Origin of the sequence: Halobacillus rhizosphaerae (assembly GCF_046719735.1) — a bacterium.
In the GTDB taxonomy this organism is placed as follows: Bacteria; Bacillota; Bacilli; order Bacillales; family Halobacillaceae; genus Halobacillus_B; species Halobacillus_B rhizosphaerae.
The window spans coordinates 24819-48202 of sequence record NZ_JAUTWQ010000002.1; the positions used below are offsets into that span (position 1 = coordinate 24819).

At 42.2% G+C, this 23384-nt stretch carries 22 protein-coding genes; all 22 read right to left on the reverse strand.

Annotated features, from left to right (window positions below):
• Positions 1–6: 6 nt before the first annotated feature.
• On the reverse strand, positions 7–213 hold the full coding sequence (locus Q7A53_RS04265; RefSeq protein WP_411787886.1) for a YlzJ-like family protein: 207 nt from the start codon (positions 211–213) through the stop codon (positions 7–9).
• Positions 210–932 (reverse strand): ClpP family protease, encoded by a 723-nt coding sequence (locus tag Q7A53_RS04270; protein ID WP_411787887.1) that lies wholly within the window; start codon positions 930–932, stop codon positions 210–212. Before Q7A53_RS04270 ends, Q7A53_RS04265 begins: the two co-directional genes overlap by 4 nt.
• Positions 933–1032: 100 nt before the next feature.
• Entirely contained in the window at positions 1033–1902 is an 870-nt protein-coding gene (gene dapA, locus Q7A53_RS04275) for a 4-hydroxy-tetrahydrodipicolinate synthase (protein ID WP_411787888.1), read from the reverse strand.
• A 14-nt stretch (positions 1903–1916) separates the two neighbouring features.
• Positions 1917–3140, reverse strand: a complete 1224-nt coding sequence (gene dapG / locus Q7A53_RS04280) for an aspartate kinase (RefSeq protein ID WP_411787889.1) — start codon at positions 3138–3140, stop codon at positions 1917–1919.
• A 24-nt stretch (positions 3141–3164) separates the two neighbouring features.
• Entirely contained in the window at positions 3165–4211 is a 1047-nt protein-coding gene (asd, locus tag Q7A53_RS04285; protein WP_411787890.1) for an aspartate-semialdehyde dehydrogenase, read from the reverse strand.
• Between the two features lie 107 nt (positions 4212–4318).
• Positions 4319–4915 (reverse strand): dipicolinate synthase subunit B, encoded by a 597-nt coding sequence (locus Q7A53_RS04290; protein ID WP_411787891.1) that lies wholly within the window; start codon positions 4913–4915, stop codon positions 4319–4321.
• Positions 4912–5808, reverse strand: coding sequence for a dipicolinic acid synthetase subunit A (dpaA, locus tag Q7A53_RS04295; RefSeq protein WP_411787892.1), 897 nt, complete (start codon positions 5806–5808; stop codon positions 4912–4914). The genes Q7A53_RS04290 and dpaA overlap by 4 nt, the downstream gene beginning before the upstream one ends.
• Positions 5809–6161: 353 nt before the next feature.
• Entirely contained in the window at positions 6162–6404 is a 243-nt protein-coding gene (locus tag Q7A53_RS04300; RefSeq protein ID WP_411787893.1) for a YlmC/YmxH family sporulation protein, read from the reverse strand.
• Positions 6405–6417: 13 nt separating this feature from the next.
• On the reverse strand, positions 6418–7338 hold the full coding sequence (locus Q7A53_RS04305; RefSeq protein ID WP_411787894.1) for a polysaccharide deacetylase family protein: 921 nt from the start codon (positions 7336–7338) through the stop codon (positions 6418–6420).
• An 85-nt stretch (positions 7339–7423) separates the two neighbouring features.
• Positions 7424–9550: a polyribonucleotide nucleotidyltransferase gene (gene pnp / locus Q7A53_RS04310; protein WP_411787895.1), complete on the reverse strand. Its 2127-nt coding sequence runs from the start codon at positions 9548–9550 to the stop codon at positions 7424–7426.
• Between the two features lie 116 nt (positions 9551–9666).
• Positions 9667–9936: a 30S ribosomal protein S15 gene (rpsO, locus tag Q7A53_RS04315; protein WP_411787896.1), complete on the reverse strand. Its 270-nt coding sequence runs from the start codon at positions 9934–9936 to the stop codon at positions 9667–9669.
• Between the two features lie 126 nt (positions 9937–10062).
• Positions 10063–10998 (reverse strand): riboflavin biosynthesis protein RibF, encoded by a 936-nt coding sequence (gene ribF / locus Q7A53_RS04320; protein WP_411787897.1) that lies wholly within the window; start codon positions 10996–10998, stop codon positions 10063–10065.
• Positions 10999–11028: 30 nt separating this feature from the next.
• Complete coding sequence (gene truB / locus Q7A53_RS04325) at positions 11029–11928, reverse strand: tRNA pseudouridine(55) synthase TruB (RefSeq protein WP_411787898.1); 900 nt, start codon at positions 11926–11928, stop codon at positions 11029–11031.
• A 72-nt stretch (positions 11929–12000) separates the two neighbouring features.
• Positions 12001–12351 (reverse strand): 30S ribosome-binding factor RbfA, encoded by a 351-nt coding sequence (gene rbfA / locus Q7A53_RS04330; RefSeq protein ID WP_411787899.1) that lies wholly within the window; start codon positions 12349–12351, stop codon positions 12001–12003.
• Positions 12352–12379: 28 nt separating this feature from the next.
• Entirely contained in the window at positions 12380–12658 is a 279-nt protein-coding gene (locus Q7A53_RS04335) for a DUF503 domain-containing protein (RefSeq protein WP_411787900.1), read from the reverse strand.
• Positions 12655–14745, reverse strand: coding sequence for a translation initiation factor IF-2 (gene infB / locus Q7A53_RS04340; protein ID WP_411787901.1), 2091 nt, complete (start codon positions 14743–14745; stop codon positions 12655–12657). The genes Q7A53_RS04335 and infB overlap by 4 nt, the downstream gene beginning before the upstream one ends.
• Before the next feature lie 4 nt (positions 14746–14749).
• Positions 14750–15061, reverse strand: coding sequence for a YlxQ family RNA-binding protein (locus Q7A53_RS04345; protein WP_411787902.1), 312 nt, complete (start codon positions 15059–15061; stop codon positions 14750–14752).
• Complete coding sequence (rnpM, locus tag Q7A53_RS04350) at positions 15058–15333, reverse strand: RNase P modulator RnpM (RefSeq protein ID WP_411787903.1); 276 nt, start codon at positions 15331–15333, stop codon at positions 15058–15060. Before rnpM ends, Q7A53_RS04345 begins: the two co-directional genes overlap by 4 nt.
• Before the next feature lie 14 nt (positions 15334–15347).
• On the reverse strand, positions 15348–16445 hold the full coding sequence (gene nusA / locus Q7A53_RS04355) for a transcription termination factor NusA (protein ID WP_411787904.1): 1098 nt from the start codon (positions 16443–16445) through the stop codon (positions 15348–15350).
• A 14-nt stretch (positions 16446–16459) separates the two neighbouring features.
• Positions 16460–16933: a ribosome maturation factor RimP gene (rimP, locus tag Q7A53_RS04360; protein ID WP_411787905.1), complete on the reverse strand. Its 474-nt coding sequence runs from the start codon at positions 16931–16933 to the stop codon at positions 16460–16462.
• A gap of 307 nt (positions 16934–17240) precedes the next feature.
• Positions 17241–21533, reverse strand: a complete 4293-nt coding sequence (locus Q7A53_RS04365) for a PolC-type DNA polymerase III (protein WP_411787906.1) — start codon at positions 21531–21533, stop codon at positions 17241–17243.
• A gap of 86 nt (positions 21534–21619) precedes the next feature.
• Entirely contained in the window at positions 21620–23323 is a 1704-nt protein-coding gene (locus tag Q7A53_RS04370; protein ID WP_411787907.1) for a proline--tRNA ligase, read from the reverse strand.
• Between the last annotated feature and the right edge of the window lie 61 nt (positions 23324–23384).

The following is a 23384-nucleotide window of genomic DNA, read 5'->3' on the forward strand; positions in this document are numbered from 1 at the left end:
GCTTCGTTACGAGTCCAAACATTGTCCTGGTTGAAGAGCAGGATCCATATAATCTGCCGGATCCGTAGATAGAAGCTGTACGATCTGTTTTTTACCATTTCCAAGTTCCAGACACTTCATCGGTTTATTCTTGTACTGATGATAGACGATTTTTTCGTCTTCCTTAGATCTAGGAAAGATATCGTATTCACTGAGTGGAGTATAGTGGATCATTGGACCACCTTCTGTTCTTCTGGTCCTTTTCTTTCTTCAATCATTTCATTTAATTTCACCATAGCTTCTTTTACTCCGCCAACGGCATCGATCAGCCCATAATCTACAGCATCCTGGCCAACGACATTTGTTCCGATGTCACGAGTTAAGTTTCCTCTTGCAAACATAAGCTCTTTAAATTTCTCTTCTTCAATATTGGAATGGCTCGTTACAAAATTAACGACACGATCCTGCATCTTATCCATATACTCGAACGTTTGCGGAACTCCAATGACAAGGCCCGTCAGCCGAATGGGATGGATCGTCATCGTAGCAGTCTCCGTAATAAAGGAATAGTTGGAAGCTACGGCAATAGGCACGCCTATGGAATGTCCGCCCCCCAGCACTATGGAAACGGATGGTTTAGATAAAGAAGTAATCATTTCAGAGATGGCAAGACCTGCTTCTACGTCCCCACCTACTGTATTTAGGAGTACCACTAAACCTTCTATTTTCGGGTTCTGCTCAATCGCGATTAACTGTGGAAGTAAGTGTTCATATTTTGTTGTTTTGTTTTGTGCAGGCAATTGAACATGTCCTTCCACCTGGCCGATAATCGGAAGTACATGAATATTTGAATCCGCCGGCTGTGGTACGTTGCTCTGACCAAGCTGCTGAATTTTATCTACAATAGAGGATTTAGACTGGTCCTGTTCTTTTTCTTCTTGAGATTCTTTCATCGATGGAGCTCCTTTCAATCTTTTCCCGTAGTATGAGTCAGGAAAGGAGCAATCATACAAAAAAACCGGCAAGGATCTGGTCCCTGCCGGTAAATCTCTATTACAATTGGTCCATTAAGTGCTGAATATACGTTCTCTCTTCCTTGGTTAAAGGGAGCAGAGGAAGTCTGAAACCACCTGTATCCAGTCCCTTCATTTGTAAAGCAGTTTTTACTGGAGTCGGAGAAGGTGCACTGAACATCCCATTTAATACCGGAATTAATTGTCGATGAATGCGAGCCGCTTCTTTTACTTTACCTTCGTCAAATAAACGAAGCATTTGCTGCATTTCATTTCCGATAACGTGGGCAGACACAGAAACTATTCCGTTTGAACCTATCGCATAGGAAGGAAGCGTTAGGTTGTCATCGCCACTGTAAAGGCTGAAACCTTCTTCGGCAGCTTCAATAATTTCTGCCATCGCGTCCAAATCTCCGGTAGCTTCTTTAACAGAAACAATATTTTTAATTTTGGACAACTCTATAATGGTTTCCGGATCTAGACGGACGGCTGATCTTCCAGGTACATTATAAATCATGACCGGTTTCTTTACGGAATCTGCCACGGCTTTAAAGTGAGCATACAACCCTCTTTGATTGGGCTTATTATAATAAGGAGCCACAATCATTACAGCATCGACACCTGTGTCCGCTGCTTTTTTTGAGAGCTCTATTGTTGCCTGAGTATCATTGCTCCCTGAGCCCGCAATGACAGGCACACGGCCGTTTACAACTTTTACAACGTGTGCCCACAAAGCGATCTTCTCTTCTGCAGATAACGTTGGTGATTCTCCTGTTGTTCCTGCTACGACAAGTCCGTCTGAACCATTATCGAGCAGGTATTCTACTAAAGTAGTGGTTTTTTCTAGGTCAAGATTTCCATGGCTGTCAAAAGGGGTCACCATAGCTGTTAATACTTTCCCGAAATTCACGTTTTTCTCCCCTTTCACTCTTCAACTGCGTTTAATTGGAATATATCGTGCAAAGCATTTACGGCTTGCACTAAATCGGTTTCTTTTATTAATACCCAAATGGTGGTATGTGAGTCAGCAGACTGCAAAATTTGCACGCCTGCATCTGTTAACGTCTGTACAATTCTAGCCGTAACCCCAGGTACACCAGTGATGCCGGCACCAACTGTGGAAACTTTCGCACATTGCCCTCTCACTTCAGGTTTATATCCAAGAGCCTCCAGAATTTCTACAGCTTTTGGTGTAAATATATCATCGATAGTATAGATAACCCCGCTCGGCGAAATGTTAATAAAGTCCACAGAAATATTGGCTTCAGCCATGGATTTAAAAACATCCGACTGAAGCTTGCTGGGATCTTTTTTGGATTGGACCTTAATTTGAGTCAGACCGGACATATGTGCAATCCCAGTAACGAGGCGGTCTGGAACATCATTCCCTGCTCCTCCCTCACTGGATGCGGAAACAAGAGTTCCGGGTAAATCTGAATAAGTAGACCTTACCCGGATAGGTACTTGGGCATGCATGGCAATTTCAACTGCCCGCGGATGAATGACTTTTGCCCCTTGATAGGCCATATTGCAAATTTCATTATAAGTGACTGCATTCAGCGCCCGAGCAGATTCAACTAAACGCGGATCTGCTGTCATAATTCCGTCTACATCAGTAAAGATGTCGATGAATTCAGCGTTTAAGGCAGCTCCTAATGCAGCTGCCGTGGTATCACTGCCGCCTCTTCCTATCGTAGTCGTTTCTAAATTTTCGGTTCTTCCTTGAAAACCTGCCACTACTACCACATCATGAGTTTCAAGCTCAGATAATACTCTGGATGGGTCCATACGCAGAATCTTAGCTTTCGTGAAATCCTGATTAGTTAAGAATCCAGCTTGAGCACCTGTTAATGCAGCTGAAGAGATTCCTTCTCTAAGCAGTTCATGAGAAAAGACGACAGAAGAAATGGTTTCACCGCAGGACATTAACATATCCTGCTCCCTGCCTGATATTTGGCTGTTTGGAAAATCGATAAGTCCTAGCAGAGAATCCGTAGCATAAGGGTCACCATTTCGTCCCATTGCAGAAACAGCTGCAACTACTTTATAACCTTCGTTAATTGCATTTTTTATATGAGAAATCGCTCTTGCACGGCCCTCGCTGTCCCGTACCGACGTTCCTCCGAATTTTTGAACGAGTAACTTCATTTATACACCTCAACCTATAAAAGATTACAGCCACTGATTGGCAATAAGACGTTCAGCGATCTGAACAGAATTCCAAGCGGCTCCTTTTAATAGATTATCAGAAACCACCCAAAGATGGAATCCATTCTCATGGTCCAGGTCTTTACGAATACGACCGACAAACACATCTTTTTTCTCTGCCGCATCGAGCGGAGTTGGATATGTTTGAGTGGCTGGGTCATCTTGTAAGACGATACCAGGAGCATGGTCCATTAACTTCTTGATTTCTTCTACAGTAACTCCCGCTTGCTCAACTTCCACATACACGCTTTCTGCATGAGAAGTAAAAAAAGGCAGACGAACACAAGTTGCCGCAACATGAAGTTCTGGAGAGTGCATAATTTTCTTTGTTTCGTTAATCATTTTCATTTCTTCAAAGGTGTAGCCATTCTCTTGAAATACATCAATCTGCGGCAGCGCATTAAACGCGATCGGATAATGCTTACTTTCTCCCTTAACAGGCAGTAAGTTTGCCTCAAGCTCTTCCCCATTTAAAAATGCTTGAGACTGTTCGCGTAATTCATTCGCCGCTTCATTTCCAGCTCCGGAAACTGCTTGATAAGTAGATACAATTATGCGGCTGATACCGAGAGCATTTTTCACAGGCTCAAGTGCAGCTACCATTTGAATAGTGGAGCAGTTCGGATTGGCAATGATCCCTTTATGATTTTGAATGTCCGCTTCATTAACTTCAGGTACCACTAGAGGGACATCCTCAGCCATACGATACGCGCTCGTATTGTCGATTACGACAGCTCCACGTTTTACAGCTTCAGGAGCAAATTTCTTAGAAACGGATCCTCCTGCAGAAAATAGTGCTATATGAATATTATCAAAACTCTCTGGAACAGCCTCTTCTACTGTGTATTCAGTTCCCTTAAAAGAAACTTTCTTACCAGCAGATCGGCTGGAAGAGAGAAGCTTCAGCTGATTAATAGGAAAATTTCGATCTTCAAGCGTTTCCAGCATTTTTTGTCCAACAGCTCCAGTGGCGCCAACCACGGCAACATTGTACGTACTCGTATGACTCATATAAGGATCCCCTTTCCCGTTTAATCTCAAGTAACTATATAGTAAAACGAGTCACTATTTTGCTATTTTATCATATTTAAAGGGTGATCTGGTAAGAAAAACTCGAATTAGCCAGGGTATCTTTCTATTAAAACGGGTTGAAGCTGTATCCCTTCCAATGCCGCCTCCACCGTTTCAGGAATTAAATTCATATCTGCAACTAAAGAATTAGGTTTTTTATACGGATGATCCTGGCCCAAAGGAACGAAATAAATGAACTTTGCAGCCATCAGCTTCATAATATTTACTCCATTCAGCCCTAAACCATCATTCGTAGATACAGCAAGCACCACTGGTTTACTGTTTCTTAATGTGGCTTTTGCAGCCATCAGCACCGGCGAATCAGTTAAGGCGTTAGCAAATTTACTTGTAGAATTACCTGTTAGCGGAGCAATGACCATGCAATCCAGCGGACGTTTAGGTCCAAGAGGCTCTGCGTCTGGAATAGTCAATATCGGTTCTTCTCCAGTAATCTCCTTAATTTTCTTCAAATGATCAGCTGCCTCACCGAATCTGGTATCCGTTTTTTGGACAGTGTAAGAAAGAACAGGAACAACAGTTGCGCCCATGTCCACTAGACGCTGCATTACTGGAAACACTTCATGGTACGTACAATGGGAACCGGTTAAACCAAAGCCTATGGTTTTCCCTTTTAAGCTAGTCATGAGCCATCCACCTCTCGATTAGAGTTTTTTAATAACCTTGATATTACATCAGCTATAATTCTTCCCGCCGTTTTAGGTGCTACAATACCCGGCAGCCCGGGAGCAAGCATTGCTTTTATCCCTCTTTTCTCAGCATAGCGGAAATCTGTACCGCCGGGCTTGGAAGCAAGATCTATGATTACGGCATGAGAAGGAAGCTGCTTGATAACGGCCGCCTGCACAACTGGTGCGGGAACAGTATTTAATATAATGTCACACTCCGGCATTTCCTCAGCAAGATTATTCATATCAAGCGGCGTCAGCCCCATTTCATAAACTCTTGCCGCGCTTGCTGAAGATCTGACACCCACAGAAACATGAGCGCCCAGTTGAGCAAAGGTACGCGCTAACCCTGTACCTACTCGCCCAAGTCCTAAAACGACCACCTTTGATCCATGGATCGTAAAATCGGTGTGTTGAATAACCATCATAATCGTGCCTTCTACCGTAGGAATTGAATTAAAGATTGCCACGTCATCCCGATCCATTAATGGGATGAGGTTTCGATTTATATGTGACGTCAATTGAGTAAAATAATCATTTGAAATACCCGTATATATTTGACAGTGAGAAGGTGTACGCTTTAACCAGCTTTCCGTTAAATGAAGAAGCCTGTTTGTGAAAATTCCATCTACTCTTCCTTGATCATCCGTGCCAGCTACAGGAAGAATTATGGCATCCAGTCTCTCCACCTGATCACTATCAAAATCAAGATCGATAGCTTCTGTAAAGCCTTCTTTTAATTGATCAAAGCCAGCTAAATAAACAGTAGCATCCCACTCATTTAATCTGCGAATGATTTCTAATTGCCGGGCATCGCCCCCTATAACTGCTACTTGATAGCCTGTTAGCATGCCGGAAGTCTCCTTTATCAATGATCTAATCTCTTTGTATCCTATGCTTGAAGGCAAAGTTAGTGATTTGAAAAACGACCACCACAATAAATATCTCTTCCCGAGTTACTCGTATTAAGACAGGAACTGATTGAGGATGAAACACTATACTCAATTGATGAGAGGCGAGACTCACCAGCATATGGAGGGATTAATTTTATTCAGCACAAAGCCCGAACCAGTGAAGTACATGGTTCGGGCTTATAAATAGGAAGCAGCCGGCAAAGTCTACAATCGTCAACCTGCTTCCTTATATGTCTATTTCCATTTTCAATGACTTATTTTACCGCCAAGCTTTGACCCTGAGTCCAGTATTATTCTAAAGGGGTACTTTTAATGAGGATAGTATCTTCACCAATAGCAGCAATTTGCGTCCAATCAAGCGTGGCATGTTTTCTCGCAGAGCTTAGTCTCATAATGCCGCTATTTAAAAGAACTAAGGATTTAATTTCTCCTGTATCAGGATTGATGATTAAATCTGCTTTCCCTAATACTCCTAATTTTTGACCGTTTTCCACATCAATCACTTCTTTACTTGCAAGAGATTTTAATCTCATATCCCGCACTCCTTTAACGGTCTTCACTTAACAACACAGGTAAAGGGCCGATCCTATAATCCTTCTTAATCCGTTCAATTAAAGCTGGCAGGCTGTCCGCGGTCACCTGCGTCGGATGCATCAAGATGGTTGCTCCGTTATGAAGCTTTCCCATCACTCTCTCAATAAGAACTTCTTGGGTTGGCTGTTTCCAATCAATTGTATCTACCGTCCATAAGATGGTTTCCATCCCCAGCTGGTCGGCGGCTTGAACTGTACTATTATTAAAACTTCCTGATGGAGGAGCAAACCATTGAACTTTTTCATTTGTTAAGGCGAATAATATGTCGTTTGCCTGCTTTAAGTTTTCAGAGGCTTCTTGTTCTGACATGGCTGCCATATCTTTATGCAGATACCCATGACTCCCAATCGTATGACCTTCTTCTTGGATCATCTGGACCAGTTCTTTATGCTGTTTAGCAAAAGCTCCATCAATGAAAAACGTTGCTTTAACATTGTATTTCGTTAAGGTTTTTATCATCTCAGGGATATACTCTTCTCCCCATGATACATTAATTAGAAAAGATACCATGTCCTTATCTGGATGGCCACGGTAAATAGGGGATGGGGGCAGATCTTTTAAAGAAACCTTAGGGTTAACCGTTTTATAAACGATTAAGTCAGGATCGAATTTCCCTTCTTTTTTCATCTTCTTATAGGAGGCGGCTACGTCCACGGACTTTCCCTTTATCCCCGGAGTTTTTTTCCAAACACGGTCAACCGCTGCATTCTCCGATTTCTTTTCATAATCCTTCTTTTTAGCAAGAATTTCTTCATAAAGATCGTCCGTTCCGCTTACTGATGCAGTCCGGTCACTCGTACTTATAAACGCAAGGCTGATACCAAGCAGAAAAAAAGATATGATGCAGCCTGCTGCCCAGATTTTGAAATTCATAAGCATCCACTCCTAGTCCAAGTGTATGCATTTCTTAAGGGGACAAGACCGTTTTCAGGCAAAAAAAAAGAGCCTGGCTGGCCAGTTACTCTTTTTCCTGATCTGCTTCTTTTTGCTTCTTCTCTTCAACGAGAATCGCTTTTCTTGAAAGATTAATTCTTCCCTGGTTATCGATTTCTTTGACTTTCACTTTAATCGTATCACCAATGGAAACAATATCTTCAACTTTACCAATTCGCTCTTCTGCCATTTCTGAGATATGAACGAGTCCTTCTTTACCTTTAAAGAGCTCTACAAAAGCCCCGAATTTCTCAATCCGTTTTACTTTTCCATCGTATACTTCTCCCGCTTCAACTTCACGGACAATATCTTCAATAATTTTCCGGGCTGTCGCATTCATATCAGCATCTGTAGAAGAAATGAACACCGTGCCATCCTGCTCAATATCAATCTTAACACCTGTATCATCAATAATTTGATTGATTTGCTTACCGCTTGGACCAATCACATCACGGATTTTATCAGGATTAATTTTCATTGTCATGATCTTCGGAGCATACTGAGACAATTCTCCTCGTGTTTGAGGCATCGTATCAAGCATAGACTGTAAGATTTCCATTCGGCCGTTTTTCGCCTGGCCTAATGCTTCATCAAGAATTTCTCGGGAAAGGCCGTCAATTTTGATATCCATTTGCAGTGCGGTAACTCCTTTAGCCGTTCCCGCTACTTTAAAGTCCATATCTCCGAGGGCATCTTCCATTCCTTGAATGTCAGTCAGTATTGTATAATCTTCACCGGATTTCACAAGACCCATAGCAATACCGGCCACAGGTGCTTTAATAGGTACACCAGCGTCCATCATTGCAAGAGTGCTCGCGCAAATACTTGCCTGAGATGTAGAACCATTGGATTCTAATACCTCGGATACTAAACGAATAGTATAAGGAAAATCATTTTCAGAAGGGATCACTTGCTCAAGTGCACGTTCACCAAGCGCACCATGTCCAATTTCCCGGCGTCCTGGTCCTCGGATTGGTCCAGTTTCTCCAACAGAGAATTTAGGGAAATTGTAGTGATGCATAAACCGTTTAGATTCTTCCAGATCAAGGCCGTCTAGAATCTGTACATCTCCTAATGCCCCAAGTGTGCAAATGCTCAATGCCTGCGTCTGTCCTCTCGTAAACAAACCTGAGCCGTGAGTTCTGGAAAGCACTCCTACACGGGAAGATAGCGCACGAATTTCATCAACTCCCCGCCCATCAGGACGGATCTTGTCTTTTGTAATCAAGCGGCGGACTTCAGCTTTAACGATGTCATTTAAAATAGAGCTCACTTGCTTGATCGTTTCCGGTTCGGCTTCCTCTTCTTCATACTTATCCACGATGGCCTGCTTGGCCTGGGAAATAGCATCTTCCCGTTCTTTCTTTTCAATAGTTTTAATGGCAGCAACTATAGATTCTGTTGCTTCCTCTTCTACTTTCTTTTTAAGATCCGGGTCAGCCTGAATAAGCTGGACTTCCATTTTCTCGCGGCCGACTGCAGCAATGATTTCTTCCTGGAAAGCCACTAACCTTTTAATCTCTTCATGACCAAACATGATAGCTTCTAACATATCTTCTTCAGGAACTTCCTGAGCTCCAGCTTCCACCATATTAATGGCATCTTTCGTACCTGCTACTGTAAGATCAATATCACTTTTCTCCTGCTGTTCAATTGTCGGATTCACGATGAATTCACCATCAACGCGTCCAACTATGACTCCAGCGATAGGACCGGCGAATGGAATATTAGAAATTCCAAGAGCTAAAGACGACCCCAGCATTGCAGCCATTTCAGATGAGCAATCCTGGTCCACACTCATCACAGTGCTGATCACCTGCACATCATTTCTGAAACCGTCCGGGAACATCGGGCGGATTGGGCGGTCAATTAATCGTGAAGCAAGTACTGCTTTGTCGCTTGGTCGTCCTTCACGTTTAATAAACCCTCCTGGAATTTTACCAACAGCGTATAGACGCTCCTCATAATTTACCGTCAGGGGGAAAAATGGTAAATCCTTAGGCTCTTTAGAACCCGTTGCCGTGCTCAGCACTGTTGTATCTCCATAATGTATTAAAGCAGCGCCATTGGCTTGTTTAGCTAATTCGCCGACTTCTATGGAAAATGTGCGGCCGGACACATCAATTGAAAACACTTGTTTATCTTCTGCCATAAAGAACTATACTCCTCTCAAATCCACTCATATTGTGAAGGGCTAATTTCAGTTTACACCCTTAAGTATGTAAACATACAGAAAAAGCGGGAATACTCCCGCTTTTTTTCCAATCATTAACGACGCAGACCAAGGCTTTTAATCAGCTCACGGTAACGTGTAATGTCTTTATTACGAAGGTAGTTCAATAGGTTACGGCGTTTACCTACCATTTTAAGCAATCCACGGCGAGAGTGATGATCCTGTTTGTGCGCGCGAAGATGCTCGTTTAGTGTAGTGATCTGTTCTGTAAGTACAGCGATTTGCACTTCTGGAGAACCCGTGTCGTTGTCATGAGTTTTGTACTCATTGATTAATTCATTTTTACGTTCTTGTGTGATAGCCATTATAGCTACACCTCCATTTAAGATTAAAATTCCCTTTCACCTAGCGGGCGCCGGAGTAACGTTCCGCCAAGAGAAGGTTCCATATTAAAGCGTACTAGTTTCATCGGTAAAAAGCAAGTATAACTGCTAATTTTTTTTAAAGAAATGTCGAACTGCCGACTCATCTTTCTCCAACTGAAAATTCCATTCTGAAGTCGAACTGCACTTCTTTTCTTCTCTAATAAACTCGTAAAAATAAATGTCTAAAGCTGCTTCGTATATTTTTTCATTAAAATCCAAAAGGAAGACTGCCAGACAGGAGGTATGCTGTTCTTGTAAAGCAGCCTGCCGGTCTAAAACTGCCCATCCATGAAGGTAACGTTCCTTGTATTTTACAGAAACCGTATAAACTCCTGATTTCGGCAGAAAATAGTCTTCGCTCAACTCTAGACTTGCTGAGGGAGAATCTGTCCAATTTCCTTGTCCATTTTTCCCCGCTAATCCGCTCACTTTAAACGGCCTTCCGAGTAATTTCCGAGCTTCTCCAACATCCCCTTCTTCAAGGAGATTTCGTATTCTAGTAGAACTGATTTTATAATCTTGATCTTCAACTTTCTCCACAACGGTATGTGTAAATCTCCCTTTAGCATGCTCAGAGAGTGTCGTCATTGAGCCTTGACCTTTATGTCCATAGCTGAAATCAAAACCGGCAACTACGTGCTTTACCTGCAATTCTCCAAAGAAATTGTCTACAAACTGTTGCGGGCTTAAGGAAGCAAGCTCCTTGTCGAAATGGACAATATATAAGTAATCGATCCCCATTTCTTCAAGGATCTGCTGCTTCTCCTCAAGCGGTGTAATGTACCTTGCATGCTGTTTATTCTTTTTTAGAACCACTGAGGGGTGGGGATCAAAAGTCATAACCGCACTTTTCAGACCACGTTTCTCAGCTTCTTCCTTTGCTTCACGGATGACTTGCTGATGACCAAGATGAATCCCATCAAAGAACCCTACCGCCGTTACGTTCGGCTCGGTTTGTGTGCCTTCATTCGGCCGGGATGCGGATAATTGAAATATTTCCATATTCTTCACCTGCTCTTTACTGCATGATAACTAAAACACGCGGATCGGCTTAACCTTCTCAGGCTTAGTCGGGTGAGGCTGATAAATAGCCAGTGCCTCTTTGTCGCATACAATCAGAAAGGGTTCATCCGGCATCTCTGCCAGTTTAGTCAAAACCCCGCCATTTTGAATCTGCTGCTTTGTACCGGTATCTACTTCCCACCTGGGAAAATGAGGTAACCCCCTCGATAAAGGTAACAGCAAATCTTCTGCTCGTCCATCATCTGCGGCAGACTGAACTTCTTCTAACGTTTTGCACTCTTCTTGAGAAATCTCTGCTGTTCTCGTACGCACTAGCGATGACATATGGGCAGGATATCCCAGTGCCTTACCCACGTTTGTACAAAGAGTACGTATGTATGTACCTTTCGAACAAGTAACTCGAATAGAGAAAGAAGCGGTACCAGCGAAGTAGTGCACTTCACTTGAAAGCAACTCAATGTTATGAATGAAAATCTTTCTTTCAGGCCTCTCTACACTCTTCCCTTCACGAGCATATTCATATAATTTTCTTCCGTTTACTTTGACGGCTGAATACATCGGAGGAATTTGCGAAATCGTGCCCTTAAACCCTTCCAGTACCTGCTTAATGTCCGACACTAATAGCGAGTTTTGTTCTACAGCTTTCTTCTCAACCTCAGCTCCGGATGCATCTTCCGTTTCTGTTGAAAAGCCCATAGTAACTACAGCTTCATAAACTTTCACAGTATCTGTTAAAAAAGGGACAATTTTTGTAGCTTTTCCTACACACAAAGGCAGAACTCCTTCAACATCCGGGTCTAATGTCCCTGTGTGGCCGATCTTTTTAGTTCTTAGCATCCCTCGCGCTTTACTTACACAGTCATGAGACGTAAAGCCTTTAGGTTTCCATAAGGGGAGAATACCATCCATATAGGACCACCTTGTCATATACTAATTTTTATACAGAGAGAATCCGCACTCCATAAGTACGGATTCTGTAGATTAGCTATCTGTATCATTAAGGTCTTTCAAAATTGTTTCAATTCGATTTCCGCGTTCGATCGCTTCATCAAATTCAAACATGATTTCAGGAGTTTTTCGCAGACGGATTCTTTGACCAATTTCCGAGCGTATAAACCCTTTTGCTTTAGCCAGACCGACTAAAGTGTCATGTTTCTGTCTGTCATCTCCTAAAACAGAGATATAGACCTTTGCCTGCTGCAGGTCTCCTGTTACTTTTACATCCGTAACTGTTACAAAGCCTACACGCGGATCTTTAATTTTCTTACTAATGATGTCGCTCATTTCTTTTTTCATTTGCTCACCGACACGGTTTGCACGTAAGTCGTTCATATTTCTTCACCTCTTCCAAAGCCGAACGTTATAACCATTCAAGAACTGTTTCTGCTCGCTCCAGTTCAGGAAAAGAATCAATGAAGGCTAATACTCGTTGTACTGTTTGCTCAGCCACCACTTTATCACTAGCTATCGTCACTATGCCCAAACATGTGCGCTGCCAGAGATTTTGATAGTCAAGCTCACTGACAGCTACATTATGGTCATTTTTAATTCTTGTTATTATACGCTTTAAAACTGAGCGTTTATCTTTAAGAGACTGGGCGTCATAGATAAAACATTCCACCTCAGCACTTAAGATCATGTACGTTCAATTTCCTGCATTTCGTACGGCTCAATAATATCTCCAACTTTTAAATCGTTGAAATTCTTAATTGTAATCCCACACTCATAACCTTGTGCTACTTCTTTAGCATCATCTTTATACCGTTTCAGGGCATCAATTTCCCCTTCATAAATGACAACACCATCGCGGATAACACGAATGCCTGAGTTACGCGTGACTTTCCCTTCAGTTACATAAGATCCAGCTATTGTACCAATTTTTGAAACCTTAAAGATTTCTCTTACTTCTACTTGGCCAATAATTTTCTCTTCAAAAACAGGATCCAGCATTCCTTTCATAGCAGATTCAATTTCTTCCATAACTTTATAAATAATGTTATGAAGACGAATTTCTACATCCTCGGACTCTGCCGCTTTGCGGGCATTTCCATCTGGGCGAACGTTAAATCCTATAACGATCGCATTAGAAGCAGAAGCAAGGGAAATATCAGATTCAGTAATGGCACCGACACCCGTATGGATGATCTTCACTTTTACTCCTTCTACTTCAATCTTTTGAAGAGAACCAGCCAAAGCTTCTAAGGAACCTTGTACGTCTGCTTTTAAAATCAAATTAATATCTTTAATGTTGCCGTGTTTAATTTGTTCAAACAAATCATCCAGACTGACTTTTGCTGTAGAGCTGCGGTCTGCCTCAATTTGAGCTTGAGCTCGGGATTCTCCAATAGACCGTGCTTTTTTCTCATCTTCAAAGACAAGGAAACGATCTCCTGCCTGAGGCACATTGCTTAAACCAGTGATCTCAACTGGAGTGGATGGTCCTGCTACTTTGACCCGGCGGCCGATATCATTCACCATCGCTCTAACGCGTCCGAAAGTATTTCCAACCACCACAGAGTCTCCGACGTTAAGTGTACCATTCTGAATTAACAGCGTCGCCACTGGGCCACGGCCTTTATCAAGTTCTGCTTCAATTACCGTACCATAAGCAGGTCGGTTTGGATTGGCTTTAAGTTCTTCCATTTCAGAAACCAAGACAATCATTTCGAGAAGCTCTTCAATTCCCTCTCCATTAACAGCGGACATCTTAACAAAAATAGTTTCTCCGCCGAAATCTTCAGAGATGAGTTCATACTCCATAAGCTCCTGCATAACACGGTCAGGGTTTGCGCCCTCTTTATCCATTTTATTTACAGCTACAATAATTGGTACTTCTGCTGCTTTAGCATGGTTGATGGCTTCACGTGTCTGCGGCATTACGCCATCATCAGCAGCTACAACCAGGATAGCAATATCGGTTACCTGTGCTCCTCGGGAACGCATGCTGGTAAATGCAGCGTGACCTGGAGTATCTAGGAATGTGATCTTTTTATCGTTTTCTTCGATCTGGTAGGCACCAATATGCTGGGTAATTCCACCCGCTTCACCTTCAGTAACCTTTGTATCTCTGATACGGTCAAGCAGCGTCGTTTTTCCGTGGTCGACGTGTCCCATAATGGTAACCACTGCTGGACGTTCTTTAAGATCAGCAGGATCATCTTCAAAAGTCATATTTTCGATATCTGTCTCATCAACTACCACTTCTTCTTCTACTTCAACCTCAAATTCAGCACAAATTAATTCAATAGAGTCTCCATCGAGATCCTGGTTTTTCGTCGCCATAACCCCTAGACCCATTAATTTTTTAATGATTTCGGAAGATTCTTTATTCAGTTTGTCAGCCAGTTCTCCTACTGTCAGAGAACCTGAAAAAGTGATTTTTTCCGGGGTCTGCTTTTTCTTAGGAGCCTGCTGTTGAGGATTCGGACGCTGCTGAGTATTCTTCTGGTTTTTCTTAGCATTGGATTTATTATTCTGCTTGTTGTTCGGCTTATTGTTCGTTTTGTTTTGGTTTTGGTTTTTCTGCTGAGCAGGTTTAGTTGGCTTCGCTGGTGTTTCTTTATCTTTCCCTTTGCTGAAACCAGTATCCAGTTTATCCTTAATCTCTGGTTCAATTGTGGACATATGGTTCGATACTTCAATGTTCAATGTTTTTAATTTATCAATAACTTGTTTACTTGTGAGTTCATTTTGCTTTGCATATTCATATACGCGCATTTTACTCATCATTTCACCCCCGAATAGATTCATCGAGCAGCGATTTCAGCTTTTTTGCAAATCCTTCATCAAGAACTGCGATCGCGACTCTTCCTTCCTTTCCGATGGCATGTGACAGTATGTCCCGATCTTCCACCGTATAGCAAGGTATGTCATAATAACTGCATTTATCTGTTAGTTTCTTTTTTGTCTGCTTACCGGTATCTTCAGCAATGAGGACGATCTTTGCTTTTTCTTTTTGAATATCACGGACAATCGCTTCTTCCCCAAATGTGCATTTACCAGCCCGGACAGCAAGTCCCAGCAAACTTAAATGTTTGTTCATTGCTCTTCTGCCTTTATTAAATCTTTGAGCTGATGATAGATCGCTTCGTCTACATTTGTATTTAAATGACGGTTCAATACTTGTTCTTTCTCAGCTTTTTCAATAATGTCAAGCTTCTTAGTCATATAGGCACCCCGGCCATTCTTTTTGCCAGTTTCATCAATAAAGACTTCACCCTCTTTATTTCTGACAATCCGAATCAGCTGCTTCTTAGGCATCATTTCCTGGGTCACTACGCATTTTCTTAATGGTTCACCTTTTGAACGGACCATGATGACTCCACTCCTTACTCATCAAACAATTCGGTTTCGTCGTCTGTATCCGGACTGCTATCACTCAGCATCCCCTGTTCGCGAGCTTCGCTTTCGCTTTTAATATCAATTTTCCAGCCCGTTAACTTCGCAGCTAAGCGTGCATTCTGTCCTCGTTTACCAATGGCAAGGGATAGCTGGTAGTCAGGAACGATAACTACTGTAGCCTTGTCATCTTCATTCACAAGTACTTCTACTACTTTGGAAGGACTTAAAGCATTTGATACATATTCAACGGGATCTTCTGACCATTGAACGATATCAATCTTTTCACCTTTAAGCTCGTTGACAATAGCCTGTACACGCTGACCGCGCTGGCCAACACATGAACCAACCGGATCTACTTCCGGATCTTCAGCATGAACAGAGATTTTGGACCGGTCTCCTGCTTCTCTTGCTACAGATTTCACTTCCACCGTCCCGTCATAAATTTCAGGAACTTCCATTTCAAACAGACGCTTTAAAAGACCTGGGTGAGTTCTTGAAACATAAATATGAGGTCCTTTATTACTGTTTTCTACTTTTGTAACAAAAACTTTCAACCGGTCATGTACTTCATAAGACTCTGCAGGCATCTGCTCGCCTTCAGGAAGCCTTGCTTCAATTTTCCCCAGATTCACATAAACAAATCGTGAGTCTTTGCGCTGAATAATTCCTGTCATCACATCTTCTTCACGGTCGACATACTCTCCGTAAATAATGCCTCTTTCGGCTTCTCGTACTCTTTGAGTTACCACTTGTTTAGCTGCTTGAGCAGCAATTCTTCCAAAGTCCATTGGAGTAACTTCAAGCTCAATAACATCTTCAAGGCCATAACTAGGATTTACTTCTTTCGCTTCTTCAATTGAAATTTCCTGCTGAGGGTCCATGACTTCATCAACAATCGTTTTTCTGGCAAAGACCTTCATATTTCCTTCTTCTTCATTAATATCTACACGTACGTTTGTTGCAGAATTAAAATTCTTTTTATAAGCAGAAATTAATGCAGCTTCAAGCGCTTCCAACAACAAGTTTTTGTCGATGCCTTTTTCCTTTTCGAGGTAATTCATGGCATCAAATAATTCGCTACTCAACTTTTTTCTCCCCCTTAGTTAAACGTGACTGCTAAATTTGCCTTAGCAATTTTATTAAAAGGTATTTTTAATTTTTTCTTTCTGGTTTTTATTTTAATTTCAATTTCCGCTTCTTCATTTTCAAAGGAAAGCAAAGTGCCCTCAAATTCCTTTTCACCTTCCATCGGTTCGTATAACTTCATATAAATATGTTCTCCAACATATTTGGTGAAATCGGATTGTGATTTCAAAGGACGTTCTGCCCCGGGTGAAGACACCTCTAAAAAGTAAGGAAATTCGATTGGATCCGTTTCGTCTAATTTTTCACTCAGCTGTTCAGAAACTTGACCGCATTCCTCAATGTCCACTCCGCCTTCTTTGTCAATAAACACTCGAAGGAACCAGTCTTTTCCCTCTTTCTTGAACTCTATATCGACCAGCTGTAAATTCATCTGCTTTACGATGGGCAGAACCAATTCTTCAGTTACTGCAGTTATATTATTGCTCAAACCAAATCCCTCCTTTATGTAGCGATGCCCTGTTTTTAATCTCGAAATTTAGTGTTATGTGCTGAACGCGAACTATCTAAATGGTCAGGCAGATACAAAAAGGTCTATCCCGACGAGAAACCGCTATGAAAGAAATCATAGCGGCGCAGTCTTCGGAGGCATCTATGCCTCCTCGTAAATCCACGTTCTAGTCAAAAGCGAGCGTAAATATGACGAAAGAGTGGGTTGCCCCACTCTTTCGCTTGTTTCTATCGCTCTTCTCACCATAAAAAAATATACCATACTTACGTAATATTTGCAACAAACCCTAGAAAAGAGACAGCTGGTTCTCTTCAGGCATTCCGGATAAGCAGCCCTGCTGATCTAAATATTCAAGAACGGTTTTAGAGATGCGGCTTCGCTCCCTAAGGTCCTGCTTAGAAAGAAACTCCCCTTCTTTTCTAGCATTTACAATGTTTAAGGCAGCATTAGTTCCCAGACCGTCTACTGCATTAAAGGGAGGGATGAGCTGATTTCCTTCGACGAGAAAATTTGTCGCACTTGATTCATAAAGATCGACACTTTTGAAGCCATATCCTCGCTCGCACATTTCCATAGAGAGCTCAAGGACTGTCATCAGGTTTTTCTCTTTTGGTGTAGCGTCCAATCCTTTAGACTGAATTTCTTCGATCCGCTTCCGGATCGCCTCAGATCCCTTAATCATCGTTTCCAGTTCAAAGTCACCCGCGCGAACCGTAAAGTAAGCTGCATAGAAATAGATGGGGTAATGAACTTTAAAGTAAGCAATCCTGACCGCCATTAACACATAAGCGGCAGCGTGTGCCTTTGGAAACATATATTTAATCTTCTTACAAGAATCAATATACCAATCTGGCACTCCATGCTTTTTCATTTCTTCAATCCATTCATCTTCAAGGCCTCTGCCTTTACGAACAAATTCCATGATTTTAAAAGCAAGGGAAGGCTCAAGTCCTTTGTGCATTAAATAGACCATAATATCATCACGGCAGCCGATAACTTCTGGTAGTGTGCATATCCCATCATTGATGAGCTGTTCTGCATTACCCAGCCAAACATCCGTACCATGCGAAAGACCGGAAATGATCACTAATTCAGCAAACGTTTTCGGTTTCGTATCTTCAAGCATCTGCCTTACAAACCGAGTTCCAAATTCAGGTACACCAAGTGTGCCCGTCTTACACATAATTTGATCGGCTGTAACTCCAAGCGCTTCAGGTCCGCTGAAGATCTTCATGACCTCTGGATCGTCTACCGGAATTTCCTTCTGATCGATTCCGCTTAAATCTTGAAGCATACGAATGACCGTTGGATCATCGTGTCCTAGAATATCCAGTTTCAGCAGATTGTCATGAATGGAGTGGAAATCGAAATGAGTTGTTCTCCATTCAGATTTGGTATCATCTGCAGGAAACTGAATCGGAGAGAAATCATAGATCTCCATATCATCAGGTACGACGATAATACCGCCTGGGTGCTGTCCAGTTGTCCTTTTCACTCCGGTACACCCTTGCACTAGGCGGTCAATCTCAGCGTTTTTATATTGCAGCTGATGATCTCCTGCATAGCCTTTAACATAACCGTAAGCAGTTTTCTCAGCGATTGTACCAATTGTTCCTGCCCGGTATACATTATCTTCTCCAAATAATATCTTCGTGTAATTATGCGCGTTAGGCTGATATTCTCCTGAGAAGTTCAAGTCAATATCAGGAACTTTGTCTCCTTTAAAGCCGAGGAACGTTTCAAAGGGGATGTCCTGCCCATCCTTTTTAAAATTTGTGCCGCATTTAGGACAGTCTTTTTCAGGCAGATCAAAACCACTCCCAATTGAGCCGTCAGTGAAAAATTCATGATACTGACAATTCGGACAGACATAATGCGGAGGTAATGGATTAACCTCTGTAATATCTGTCATAGTGGCGACGAAAGAAGAACCCACCGACCCGCGGGACCCTACCAGATAGCCGTCTTCTAAAGATTTCGTTACAAGCTTCTGCGAAATCAAGTAAATAACAGCAAAGCCGTGACCAATAATACTTTCAAGTTCTTTCTCTAACCTTTTTTCAACTAACTCTGGTATAGGTTCTCCATATATACTTTTCGCTTTATTATAGGACATTTCTCGTATTTCCTGATCTGCCCCTTCAATGTTAGGAGTAAACAAATCTTCCTTAACCGGGGTAACTTCTCCGATTTCACTGGCTATTGCCTGCGTATTTGCAACCACGATTTCACTTGCCTTCTCTGTACCAAGGAAAGAGAATTCCTCGATCATTTCATTCGTCGTTTTAAAATGAACATCAGGCAGCGTCTGTCTGTTCAAAGGGTTGCCATTCTGAGAAGAAATTAAAATTTGACGATACATTTTATCATGAGGATCGAGGTAGTGAGTATTCCCTGTAGCCACTACAGTTTTACCCAGTCTTTCGCCCATAGCTACCAGTTTTTTTAAAATATCATAGATTTGAGCTTCGTTCTGCACCAGATCTTTTTCTAACAAGTGATAATAATTACCTGGAGGCTGAACCTCAATATAGTCGTAGAATTCAGCAGCTTTCTCTGCCTCTTCTTCTGACTTTTGCATCATCGTTTCGAATACTTCTCCCTTATCACAGCCTGAACCGATTAGAAGACCTTCACGCAGCTTTGCTAATCGCGAGCGCGGAATTCTCGGAACGCGGTAATAATAATTCACATGAGCTTCCGAAACTAGCTTATACATATTTTTCAGACCAGTATTGTTCACGGCAAGGAGAGTGCAATGGGACGGCCGGGAGCGCTGATAGGCTTTCCCTTCGCCCATATAGTCATTTAAATTCTTGTGATTGTTGATGCCTCTTTCCATCGCTTTCTTCACAAGTTTCCATAACAAATAACCAGTAGCTTCAGCGTCATAGATCGCACGGTGATGCTGTGTAAGCTCAATATCAAAGTGCTTACAAAGGGTATTTAACCGATGGTTCTTAAGCTCAGGGACTAGAAATCTCGCTAATTCCAGCGTATCAATGACTGGGTTCACTGATTTATCGTATCCGATTGCCTGCAGACCAGCATTTAAAAAACCCATGTCGAAGCTTGCATTATGGGCAACTAGAATATCATCTTCCATCCATGAGTGAAAATCTTTCAATACTTGGTCGATTTCAGGTGCATCTCTTACCATATCATCGGTAATCCCAGTTAATTCAACTGTAGTCTGTGATAAAGGCTGGTGAGGGTTGGCAAATGATTCAAAACGATCTATAATCTCTCCATCTTTCACTTTTACCGCTGCTAATTCAATAATTTTGTCATAAACTGCAGATAGCCCGGTAGTTTCCACGTCAAAAACGACGTAGACTTCACTCTCCAGACTGCGGTCTTGTTCTTGATAAGCAATCGGTACACCATCATCTACAAGGTTCGCTTCCATTCCATAAATAATTTGAATCCCATGTTTCTGTCCAGCAGCATAAGCTTCCGGATATGCCTGTACAACGGCATGGTCGGTGATGGCAATAGCAGGGTGTCCCCAATCTGCTGCTTGCTTAATTAGAGTGGAGACTGAAAGCGGGGCATCCATTTGACTCATCATCGTATGGGCATGGAGTTCCGCACGTTTTTCTCCATCTTTAGCTTCGTCGATTCGGACCTTTGGGCTGATTTCATTGATGTCATTTGCCATCATTGTAAGCTCACTAGTGAAATTATCTGTTTGAATACTCCCTCTTGCTTTAATCCACATTCCTTTATTAACATGCTTAAACATCTCCGCATGGTCGTCGCCGCGGGAGAACATCTTGATAGAGAAGGAATCTGTATAGTCAGTGGCTTTCAAGAGTAATAAATTCCTGCCTGACCGCAGTTCTTTAACTTCAACAGCGAACACGTATCCTTGAATTGTTTTTCTGCGTTCCTCTTCTTCAATAGCTTCCATGGGCTCAGCTTCTTCTTGAATCTTATAGCCAATTTCAAGCGGCCCTTTCGGCTTCGAATTATCCTTGTCTTTCGCCCGTTCTTCTTGCTCTTTAACGGCTTGCTGAACAATAATCTTGTCTTCTTTCTGCCGCTCTTCTTGAAATTTCTTCAACTCTTCTTGTTCCTCTTTCACGCGGGTAGAAAGCATTAACATAGGCAGCCCTGAGGCCGTACAGAAGCTTTGCAATGGTGCTTCTAACTTCTTCTTTACAGCATGACTTTCCGCATAATTTCTACAAGTTAACATAACCTTATTACCGTTAACTTCCGGATCCTGCTCCATTAATAAATCCTTGTAACTCGGTGTCAGGTTAGTCATCGTCTGGATAAACCCGCGCCAATATTCCGTTACATCCTCAGCGGTTACTTCTTTAGCAGAAGTATGAATGGTCCATTGAACCTCTGCAATAGAATGAAAACTATCTTTTAGTTTAGCCGTAAACAGCTGGTACACGGAAGGTGGCAGCGGCTTTGGCAGGGTAAAATGAAAGTGCCACTGCTTCTTTTCTTTCAAAACGATTAGTTTATCCATTGTACTCTCTTGAAAATGAGGTTCAATCAGATCGACAGGGAACTGAATCTGTTCCAATAGATAATGCATTTTCTCTTTGTTCGTCACATCCAATTTCGTTCCTCCTCTATCCCCACTCGGGCTAAAACACGAAAGATACCCTTGCCATTGACGCAAGGGTATTTGTATTAAATTCCATTTCAGCGGCTGTACATTTCTTCTACATAGTCGATGACTTTAGAGGCTTCCAGATCACTCTTGTCCTCACTCATTCGTTCCTTCATTTCAACGATACTTTCTGATGCACGCTTTCCAACAGTAATTCTTAAAGGAATTCCTATGAGATCACTATCTGCAAATTTCACACCTGCGCGCTCTTTTCGATCATCATATAATACTTCAATACCGGCATCCAGCAATTGATCATACAGTTGATCGGCCAGTTCCCTCTGCTCATCCTTCTTAGGATTTAAGGAGAGTAAATGAACCTGATAAGGCGCCATATTTGCCGGCCAAGTAATTCCACGGTCATCATGGTACTGTTCGACTAATGCAGCTAGAGTTCTTGATACTCCGATTCCATAACTGCCCATAACCATGGTTTGATTTTTCCCTTGATCATCAAGGAACATGGCATTCATGTTCTCCGCGTAAAATGTTCCAAGTTTAAATACATGACCTACTTCAATTCCACGAGCAAACTGAATGAACCCTTCTCCGTCTGGAGATGGATCACCTTCCTTAATAAAACGCAGATCCGCGTATTGAGATACTTGAAAGTCTTTCCCAGGTGTTACATTGAGATAATGACTTCCCTCTTCATTTGCACCACAGGAGACGTTCACCAACGATTCAACAGCGAGGTCGGCCACCACTTCGACTTCCTTAGGAACGTTTACGGGACCTAGTGAACCAAAGCCGGTCCCCATCACGGTTTCGGTTTCTTCAGCAGAAGCAAGTTCTACCATACTGGCAGAATATAAATTCTTAAGCTTCACGTCATTAACTTCATGGTCTCCTCTGGTAACAGCCATGACTAATTTTTCATCCACCTTAAACATAATGGACTTTAATCCTTTATCAAGGTCATGACCTAGAAAATCTGCCACTTCTTTCATGGTTTTCTGATTAGGGGTAGCGGTTTTCTTCATCTCTTTAGGTTCTTCTGCAGAAGCTGGATAGGTGGTAATTACCGGTGCCATTTCGACGTTTGCCGCATACCTGGAAGTATCAGAATAGGCAATCACATCTTCCCCCACTTCTGAGAGTACCATAAATTCATGAGTATCTTTACCGCCCATTGCCCCCGAATCTGCAATAACAGCGCGAAAGTTAAGTCCCAGCCGCTTGAATATACGGGAATAGGCATCAAACATTTTCTGATAAGTTAGATCTAAGCTTTCATAAGAAGCATGAAAGGAGTAGGCATCCTTCATTAAAAATTCTCGACCACGTAATAATCCGAAACGTGGACGCGCTTCATCACGAAACTTATTTTGAATTTGAAATACCGTGAGGGGCAGACGCTTATAACTTTTAACCTCATCACGAACTATACTGGTTATGACTTCCTCATGGGTAGCACCAAGGGCGAACTCTCGATCACTTCTGTCATGGATTCGCATAAGCTCAGAACCAAAGGTGTTCCAGCGTCCGGATTCTTTCCATAGCTCTGAAGGCTGCAAGGCAGGCATCATCATTTCATGAGCACCGATTTTCTCCATTTCTTCACGAACTACGTTTTCTACTTTTCGTAAAATTCGTCGGCCGACTGGCAGAAAACTATAAACTCCAGATGCAATTTGACGTATGTACCCGGCACGAACGAGGAGCTGATGGCTTTTAATCTCTGCATCGGCTGGATTTTCTTTAAGAGTTGGGATTAACATTTCACTTTGCTTCATGATTAAGCACCTCAATTCTGTAATTTAAAAAATAAATAAGCCGGAAGCCAAACGAGAGCTG

Coding starts and splice junctions, on each gene's coding strand:
- Q7A53_RS04265 (WP_411787886.1), bottom strand. CDS start 213: ATGATCCACTATACTCCACTCAGTGAATACGATATCTTTCCTAGATCT.
- Q7A53_RS04270 (WP_411787887.1), bottom strand. CDS start 932: ATGAAAGAATCTCAAGAAGAAAAAGAACAGGACCAGTCTAAATCCTCT.
- dapG (WP_411787889.1), bottom strand. CDS start 3,140: ATGAAGTTACTCGTTCAAAAATTCGGAGGAACGTCGGTACGGGACAGC.
- asd (WP_411787890.1), bottom strand. CDS start 4,211: ATGAGTCATACGAGTACGTACAATGTTGCCGTGGTTGGCGCCACTGGA.
- Q7A53_RS04290 (WP_411787891.1), bottom strand. CDS start 4,915: ATGACTAGCTTAAAAGGGAAAACCATAGGCTTTGGTTTAACCGGTTCC.
- dpaA (WP_411787892.1), bottom strand. CDS start 5,808: ATGCTAACAGGCTATCAAGTAGCAGTTATAGGGGGCGATGCCCGGCAA.
- Q7A53_RS04300 (WP_411787893.1), bottom strand. CDS start 6,404: ATGAGATTAAAATCTCTTGCAAGTAAAGAAGTGATTGATGTGGAAAAC.
- Q7A53_RS04305 (WP_411787894.1), bottom strand. CDS start 7,338: ATGAATTTCAAAATCTGGGCAGCAGGCTGCATCATATCTTTTTTTCTG.
- pnp (WP_411787895.1), bottom strand. CDS start 9,550: ATGGCAGAAGATAAACAAGTGTTTTCAATTGATGTGTCCGGCCGCACA.
- rpsO (WP_411787896.1), bottom strand. CDS start 9,936: ATGGCTATCACACAAGAACGTAAAAATGAATTAATCAATGAGTACAAA.
- ribF (WP_411787897.1), bottom strand. CDS start 10,998: ATGGAAATATTTCAATTATCCGCATCCCGGCCGAATGAAGGCACACAA.
- truB (WP_411787898.1), bottom strand. CDS start 11,928: ATGGATGGTATTCTCCCCTTATGGAAACCTAAAGGCTTTACGTCTCAT.
- rbfA (WP_411787899.1), bottom strand. CDS start 12,351: ATGAACGACTTACGTGCAAACCGTGTCGGTGAGCAAATGAAAAAAGAA.
- Q7A53_RS04335 (WP_411787900.1), bottom strand. CDS start 12,658: ATGATCTTAAGTGCTGAGGTGGAATGTTTTATCTATGACGCCCAGTCT.
- infB (WP_411787901.1), bottom strand. CDS start 14,745: ATGAGTAAAATGCGCGTATATGAATATGCAAAGCAAAATGAACTCACA.
- Q7A53_RS04345 (WP_411787902.1), bottom strand. CDS start 15,061: ATGAACAAACATTTAAGTTTGCTGGGACTTGCTGTCCGGGCTGGTAAA.
- rnpM (WP_411787903.1), bottom strand. CDS start 15,333: ATGGTCCGTTCAAAAGGTGAACCATTAAGAAAATGCGTAGTGACCCAG.
- Q7A53_RS04370 (WP_411787907.1), bottom strand. CDS start 23,323: ATGAAGCAAAGTGAAATGTTAATCCCAACTCTTAAAGAAAATCCAGCC.